The organism is Corallibacter vietnamensis (assembly GCF_039537875.1).
GTDB classification, from domain to species: domain Bacteria; phylum Bacteroidota; class Bacteroidia; order Flavobacteriales; family Flavobacteriaceae; genus Corallibacter; species Corallibacter vietnamensis.
The window spans coordinates 100,972-108,454 of sequence record NZ_BAABBI010000005.1 but is presented as its reverse complement, the minus strand read 5'-3'; the positions used below and the strand labels follow the sequence as shown (position 1 = coordinate 108,454).

The 7,483-nt window shown below is 33.6% G+C and carries 6 protein-coding genes; 4 read left to right on the top strand and 2 right to left on the bottom strand.

The genetic code is table 11. The annotated features are described in order from the left end of the window. Positions 1-291: 291 nt before the first annotated feature. On the bottom strand, positions 292-732 hold the full coding sequence (locus ABD690_RS12545; RefSeq protein WP_344730934.1) for a hypothetical protein: 441 nt from the start codon (positions 730-732) through the stop codon (positions 292-294). A gap of 244 nt (positions 733-976) precedes the next feature. Between ABD690_RS12545 and ABD690_RS12540 the strand changes: the two genes are divergently transcribed. Next, positions 977-1,402, top strand: coding sequence for a hypothetical protein (locus tag ABD690_RS12540; protein WP_344730933.1), 426 nt, complete (start codon positions 977-979; stop codon positions 1,400-1,402). A 71-nt stretch (positions 1,403-1,473) separates the two neighbouring features. Here the strand turns inward: ABD690_RS12540 and ABD690_RS12535 are convergent, their stop codons facing one another. After that, positions 1,474-2,136, bottom strand: coding sequence for a T9SS type A sorting domain-containing protein (locus ABD690_RS12535; RefSeq protein WP_344730932.1), 663 nt, complete (start codon positions 2,134-2,136; stop codon positions 1,474-1,476). Between the two features lie 152 nt (positions 2,137-2,288). Between ABD690_RS12535 and ABD690_RS12530 the strand changes: the two genes are divergently transcribed. From ABD690_RS12530 to ABD690_RS12520, 3 genes are all read left to right on the top strand, one after another. Further along, the gene (locus ABD690_RS12530) at positions 2,289-3,668 is read left to right on the top strand and encodes an alanine/glycine:cation symporter family protein (RefSeq protein ID WP_344730931.1); all 1,380 of its coding nucleotides are present in this window, start codon (positions 2,289-2,291) and stop codon (positions 3,666-3,668) included. Between the two features lie 128 nt (positions 3,669-3,796). Next, positions 3,797-5,704, top strand: coding sequence for an acetate--CoA ligase (gene acs, locus ABD690_RS12525; protein WP_344730930.1), 1,908 nt, complete (start codon positions 3,797-3,799; stop codon positions 5,702-5,704). 54 nt (positions 5,705-5,758) lie between these two features. After that, the gene (locus tag ABD690_RS12520) at positions 5,759-7,477 is read left to right on the top strand and encodes a serine hydrolase (protein ID WP_344730929.1); all 1,719 of its coding nucleotides are present in this window, start codon (positions 5,759-5,761) and stop codon (positions 7,475-7,477) included. Positions 7,478-7,483 lie beyond the last annotated feature (6 nt).

Here is a 7,483-nt window from a genome sequence, read left to right as displayed (position 1 = left end):
CAGATCAGGAATTAAAAAAATACTATCAAAGAAAACTAGACGAAGGCAAACACAAAATGATAGCTTTAAACAACGTTAGAAATAAAATTTTAGCACGCAGTTTTGCAGTAATTAAAAGAGGTACACCCTTTGTAAATATAGCCACAACAAATTATTGAATTAAGGCTTGTTTTTTACCTTGGAATACGTATAACCGTCAGTTACGGGATTAAAGTTAATAATTTTCGGTTAAGCACTGACGTTAGCAATTCCGAGTGGATTCGGACGCAGTCGAATCCGCCGTAATTGCGGTTATACATTGTTGTGCATAGTTTTTTTATTTTCTAAAACTTTATTTGAAATCAAGGTTATAGATAATAAAATAATTGATGTTGTCCAAAGCCAATAACCTAATAGGTATTCAGTTATTTGTCCAGAAGATCCGCCTTCATTTTTTATTATCTCATCAATTCGCAAAAAAGAAAAAGCCAAAAAGGAAGCAATTAAGCTTGAAACTAAAGCTAAATTCAGTTTTTTTGAAAAAAAGAATTGAAATAAGCTTATTAAAAATAAAGGATTCGCCAACCAAATCAAACCAATTTGGTCAAAATTTAACCAACCTAATAGAAATGCAATTAATCCAAATGAGCCAATTGAAGCTACTCCGTCAACAAGGTAACATTCCATTGTAAGAGATGATAAAAACATTAAAGTGATTCCGATTCCAACTATTTTTTTGAATTTTTTATTCATTTAATTTTCAATTCTAATTAAGGCTGATAAATCAATTCGCTTAAAGGGTTTAGCGTAATTCTGTTAAATTATGCACAACATGTGGATAAACACACTAGTGTGTTTATTTTTATTATATATACACCTACAAATCTAACAGATTTTTTATAAAACAAAGCCACTTTTTGTCATATAAACATAAAATTTATACCTCCGTACCTCACACAAAAACAAACAATTAAAAATAACATAGTAAAGTAGGAGCGTGCAATCAATCTCTCACTACTCATATACAGTTATTGACCATGTTCTTTCAGTTATTGACCATGTTCTTTCAGTTATTGACCATGTTCTTTCAGTTATTGACCATGTTCTTTTAGTTATTGACCATGTTCTTTCAGTTATTGACCATGTTCTTTCAGTTATTGACCATGTTCTTTCAGTTATTGACCATGTTCTTTTAGTTATTGACCATGTTCTTTCAGTTATTGACCATGTTCTTTTAGTTATTGACCATGTTCTTTCAGTTATTGACCATGTTCTTTCAGTTATTGACCATGTTCTTTTAGTTATTGACCATGCTCTTTTAGTTATTGACCATGTTCTTTTAGTTATTGACCATGTTCTTTTAGTTATTGACCATGCACTCTCAATAATCAGACCTCTATGGTTAATAAACAATAGTATATAACAAAAAAAGCTACAAAGTATAAACCCTGTAGCCTTGATAAGTAAAGCATTACTGCTTGCAACTTAAAGCAGTTACTCCTTTATAAACTTAAATGTAGTGTTGTAATCAAGTTTTAATAAGTAAATACCATTATTCAAGTTTTGAATATTTAGTTTGTCATTATTAGCAATAACGCCGCTTTTAAGCTTAACACCAATAACGCTATATATACTATAATTGGTTGGTTTTAATAACCCAGATATTTCTATATGCGTATGAGAAGGGTTAGGGAATAAGCGTATTGTATCTTGCTTCTCAAAAGGTAGTGTGTTTAATGTATTTCCTGATAACGTTATAATACTATCAGGACAAACACCTTCATCACCTACCCATGTACCTGTACTTAAATCTGGAGGAAATGGCGCTGTAGCTGTAGTATTGTAGTATAATACATAATCATAGTTAGGTGCGTTCATTGGGCCATCATTGTCTAATTTAATTTCCCATCTGCTTAAAGTAATGTTCCAAATTATTTGAACCTCACATACACCAGCAGGACAACTTTGTGAAAAATCACTAGGAGTACTCTCAAAAGTTTGTCTTATTACACCGCCATCATCAGTAGTACCTGTGATGTTTAACACGTAATCTTGCGGTCCTAAAGCGTTTGAAGTACAACCTCTAAAGGTTATTTGACCATAGTTTACACTGTATATTAATACAGCAATAAGGAATAATAGGTAATGTTTTTTCATAAATAAGTAGTTTTAGGTTAGGGCTTTACTCATAAAAGTAAAGGCCGAAATTACAGTTTTATATTTTAAAACAAAATCTTTTATTCTTATTTTATATTAATAAAATAGAAGCCGTAATCTTTTTATTACATTTATAGTTCTTAATAAAACACATGGAAAAACTTAATCAACTTATAGCAGATTTTGCCTCAATGGCTTGGGGATTACCATTGCTTATCCTTTTAGTAGGTGGTGGCTTGTACTTGTTAGTACTGTCAAGATTTTTACCCTTTCGGTTTTTTGGGCATGCCATTCAGGTATTGCGTGGTAAGTATGACAATTCTGATGATCCTGGAGAGATAAGTCATTTTCAAGCTTTAACAACAGCACTCTCATCTACCATTGGTATGGGTAATATTGCTGGTGTTGCTGTTGCTATTGCTATTGGTGGACCTGGTGCTGTTTTCTGGATGTGGGTGAGTGCCATAATTGGTATGAGTACAAAATTCTTTACCTCTGCTTTAGCAATTATGTATCGCGGTAAAGACTCTAATGGTGAACTCCAAGGCGGCCCTATGTATTTCATTACCGAAGGATTAGGTAAATCATGGAAACCACTTGCTGCTTTTTTTAGTGTCTGTGGCCTTGTTGGTGCCTTACCAGTGTTTAATGTTAACCAGTTAACACAAGCTATTAATGATATTTTGTTGGTACCTAATGGTGTTACAGTTGGTTTTACTACAAACTTAACCATTGGCATTAGTTTAGTTATTATTACCAGCATTGTCATTTTGGGTGGTTTAAACCGAATTAGTAAAACGGCCTCAAAACTCGTTCCTAGTATGGTGCTTTTATACTTCGTTTTAGTAGTTATCATTCTTTTAGTAAACATACAGGAAGTGCCAAAATATTTTACACTTATTTTTACCGATGCTTTTGCTGCAAAAAACTATACTGGTGATGCATTTCTTGGGGGCATGGTTGGCGGATTAATATTATTAGGAATTCGTCGTGGAGCGTTTTCAAACGAAGCAGGCATTGGTACAGCGCCTATGGCACATGGTGCTGCAAAAACAACCGAGCCCGTTCGCGAAGGTCTCGTTGCTATGTTAGGACCTTTTATTGATACCATAGTTATTTGTACATTAACAGCTCTAGCTATTTTGGTTACAGGTGTTTGGCAAACTACAGACGCCAATGGCGTATCACTTACTGCATCGGCATTTGGTAGTGCTATGCCTGGATTTGGTAAGTATCTGTTACTTATTTGTATTGCGGTGTTTAGTATTTCTTCCTTATTCTCTTATTCCTACTACGGATCAAAATGTATGGCATTTCTCTTCGGTGTAAAAAATAAGGGCTATTATAATTATATATACATCATTAGTATCATACTAGGTGCTACAACCTCATTAAGTATGATGATTAATTTAATAGATGGCTTTTTTGCTTTTATGGCAATACCTACTATGGTAACAACTCTCCTTCTAGCGCCTAAAGTGGTAAAAGAAATAAAAGCATATAAAAATCGATGGCATCAAAATGAATTATAATAGTGATTCAAAAAATCAAAGAGTGTCTATATAATCAATGTATTACTTATTTTATTTACTTAAAATAAATAGCTAATTTTAGTCAGTCTTATACTAGGATGTATTTAGATTAAAAAACCAATAAAACTATGAGTAACTACCATATAAAACATTTAGAAGAATATTATCAGGTTTACAGAAAATCAATACGAGAACCAGAAAATTTTTGGGAAGAAATAGCAGGAGAACATTTTCTTTGGAGAAAAAAATGGGATAATGTTTTAAGTTGGGATTTTAAAAAACCAGAAGTAAAGTGGTTTGAAGGTGCCAAGCTTAATATTACTGAAAACTGTTTAGATAGACATTTAGCCACAAGAGGAGATAAAACAGCCATTATTTTTGAACCTAATAATCCAAACGAACCAGCAGAGCATATTACGTATTGGCAGTTGTATAAGCGTGTAAATAAGTTTGCAAACGTTCTTAAAAGTCAAGGAATAGAAAAAGGAGACCGTGTTTGTATTTACTTACCAATGATTCCTGAATTAGCAGTAGCTGTTTTAGCGTGTGCACGTATAGGTGCTATTCATTCTGTTGTTTTTGCAGGATTTTCTTCAACGGCATTAGCAACAAGAATTAATGATTCTAACTGTAAAATGGTGGTTACAAGTGATGGATCTTACCGTGGTGCTAAAACAATAGATTTAAAAGGTATTGTAGACGAAGCATTAGAGCAATGTGATTCGGTAAAAACGGTATTAGTTGCAAAGCGAATAAACTCTGAAATATCTATGAAATCAGGAAGAGATTATTGGTTGCAACCATTATTAGATGAAGCTTCAGATGAAGGAAAGGCAGAAGTCATGAATGCTGAAGATCCTTTATTTATACTTTATACTTCTGGTTCAACCGGTAAACCTAAAGGTATGGTGCATACAACCGGAGGTTATATGGTTTATTCGGCTTATACGTTTAAGAATGCATTTCAATACCGTGATGGTGATGTTTATTGGTGTACAGCTGATATAGGTTGGATAACGGGACATAGTTATATTGTTTACGGACCATTGGCAAATGGTGCTACAACCGTTATGTTTGAAGGTGTTCCAAGTTATCCGGATTTTGGACGTTTTTGGGAAATTATTCAAAAGCATAAAGTAACTCAATTTTATACAGCACCAACAGCAATAAGGGCTTTAGCTAAACATGGTGCTGAACTAATAGAGTCCTTTGATTTATCATCATTAAAAGTTTTAGGTAGTGTTGGAGAACCAATTAATGAGGAAGCATGGCATTGGTATAATGATAACGTAGGTAAACGAAAAAGTCCCATAGTAGATACATGGTGGCAAACAGAAACTGGAGGCATTATGATAACACCAATTCCGTATGTAACACCAACAAAACCAACATATGCAACCTTACCATTTATAGGAATTCAACCAGCATTAATGGATGAAAAAGGAGAAGAACTAAAAGGAAATCAAGTAGAAGGTAGGCTTTGCATAAAATTCCCATGGCCTGGAATGGCAAGAACTATTTGGGGTAATCATGACCGCTATAGAGACACTTATTTTTCTGCTTACGAAGACAAATATTTTACAGGAGATGGCGCTTTACGAGATGAGGTAGGTTATTATCGTATAACAGGAAGAGTAGATGATGTGATTATTGTTTCTGGACATAATTTAGGAACAGCACCAATAGAAGATGCTATTAACGAACATCCTGCGGTTGCTGAAAGTGCCATTGTAGGATTTCCTCATGATGTAAAAGGAAATGCACTTTATGGTTACATTACATTAAAAGATGAAGGTGAAAGCCGTGACCAAAATAACTTGCGTAAAGAAATAAATCATCTTATTTCAGAGCGTATAGGACCAATAGCAAAACTAGATAAAATTCAATTTACAACAGGTTTACCTAAAACACGAAGCGGAAAAATAATGCGTCGTATTTTAAGAAAAATTGCTGAAAAAAACACAGATAGTTTAGGCGATACCAGTACATTGTTAAATCCTGATTGTGTTCAGGAAATTATTGATAATGCACTTTAATTGTAACACAATTCATTTTTAGACGCCTAATAATTAGATTTAATAAATAAACACATGAAAAAAATCACATTATTGTTTGTTGCGCTTTTAGCATGCTTACAAGTAGTTTCACAATCCGAAAAAATTTCTGAAGAAGTAAAAACACATGCCCAAGCGCTTGTTGATACAGAGCACAATGTAGGTATTGTTATAGCATTTATTAATGGAGATACTGTAGATTTTTTCAGTGTTGGTACAACTGATTTGCAGAATAATATACCTGTAAATGAACAATCTGTTTTTGAAATTGGCTCCATATCAAAAGTGTTTACTACTACTTTGCTAGCCAATGAGATTGTAAATGGAACCATGAAACTAACAGATCCTATTTCTAAATATTTACCAAAAGAAGTTTCAATACCTTCCAGAAACGGAAGAGAAATCACCTTGTTAGATTTAGCAACTCATACATCTGGATTACCAAGAATGCCAAATAATTTCGAACCTAAAAACCCGAACAATCCCTATGTAGATTATACGCAAGAATTAATGTATGCCTTTTTATCAAGCTATGAATTGCCTAGAGATATTGGTTCAGAATATGAATATTCTAATTATGGCATGGGATTATTAGGACATATTTTAGAACGCCATACAGGTAAAAGCTATGAAGATTTAGTAATAGAAAAGATTGCCTTGCCATGCGAAATGCCCAATACAAAGTTGGTTTTTAATGATTATATGAAAAGCCACCTAGCAAAACCGCACGCACAAGGTGTTGAAGTGTCTAATTGGGATTTAACAAGCTTGGCAGGTGCTGGAGGAATTCGCGCTACTACTAAAGATATGGTACAGTTTATAAAGGCTAATATGGGTGTTTTTAAACCATCTATCTATGATGCAATGGCATTTAGTCAAAAGGTTGCCTATGAAAATAACGGAATGAAAATGGGGTTAGGTTGGAACTTTGCCCAAAACGGAAAAGATACAGTTGTTTGGCACAATGGTGCTACGGCTGGTTACAGGTCATTTACTGGGTTCATAAAAGGAACCCAAAAGGGCGTTGTTGTTTTAGGAAATTCTGATGGAGATATTGGGCGTTTAGGTATGAAGTTATTAGGCGATCCAAGACCTTTTTCAGCACCTAAAGTCTCAATTCAAACAGTTATAAATAAAGAGATTGAAACCAACGGAATCCAATCTGCGATAAAACTTTATAAAAAACTAAATGCTGAATCTTCAAATGATTACACCTTTAGTGAAGATGCGTTAAATACATTAGGCTATAAATATGCAGCCGAAAACAAAGATGAAATTGCATTAGAACTTTTTAAGCTTAATGTAGAAAGTTATCCTAATGCTTCAAACCCTTATGATTCTTTAGGAGAAATGTATTTAAAACTAGAAGACACAACCAATGCTATAAGCAATTATACAAAATCATTACAACTAAATCCTGCTAATGACAACGCACAAAGTGTGCTTACACAATTAGGTGTAGATACATCAAAACTTAAAGTTGATGTTACCATTCCAGAGGCAACATTAGAGTCTTATTGCGGTAAATATGAATTACAACCTGGGTTTGTAATAACGATAACCCGAAAGGACAAGCAGCTTTTTGCACAAGCAACCGGACAACCACAGTTTGAATTGTTTGCTTCAGATATAAATAAGTTTTACCTAAAAGTAGTTGAGGCTCAAGTGACTTTTAATACTAATGATAATGATGAAATTGGGAGTTTAACCTTACATCAAAACGGACAAAATATGCCCGCAAAAAGAATAAAATAGACAAAA

Excerpts from the sequence above, each read along its gene's own strand:
- ABD690_RS12545 (WP_344730934.1), bottom strand. The coding sequence starts at position 732 with ATGAATAAAAAATTCAAAAAAATAGTTGGAATCGGAATCACTTTAATG.
- ABD690_RS12535 (WP_344730932.1), bottom strand. The coding sequence starts at position 2,136 with ATGAAAAAACATTACCTATTATTCCTTATTGCTGTATTAATATACAGT.
- ABD690_RS12530 (WP_344730931.1), top strand. The coding sequence starts at position 2,289 with ATGGAAAAACTTAATCAACTTATAGCAGATTTTGCCTCAATGGCTTGG.
- acs (WP_344730930.1), top strand. The coding sequence starts at position 3,797 with ATGAGTAACTACCATATAAAACATTTAGAAGAATATTATCAGGTTTAC.
- ABD690_RS12520 (WP_344730929.1), top strand. The coding sequence starts at position 5,759 with ATGAAAAAAATCACATTATTGTTTGTTGCGCTTTTAGCATGCTTACAA.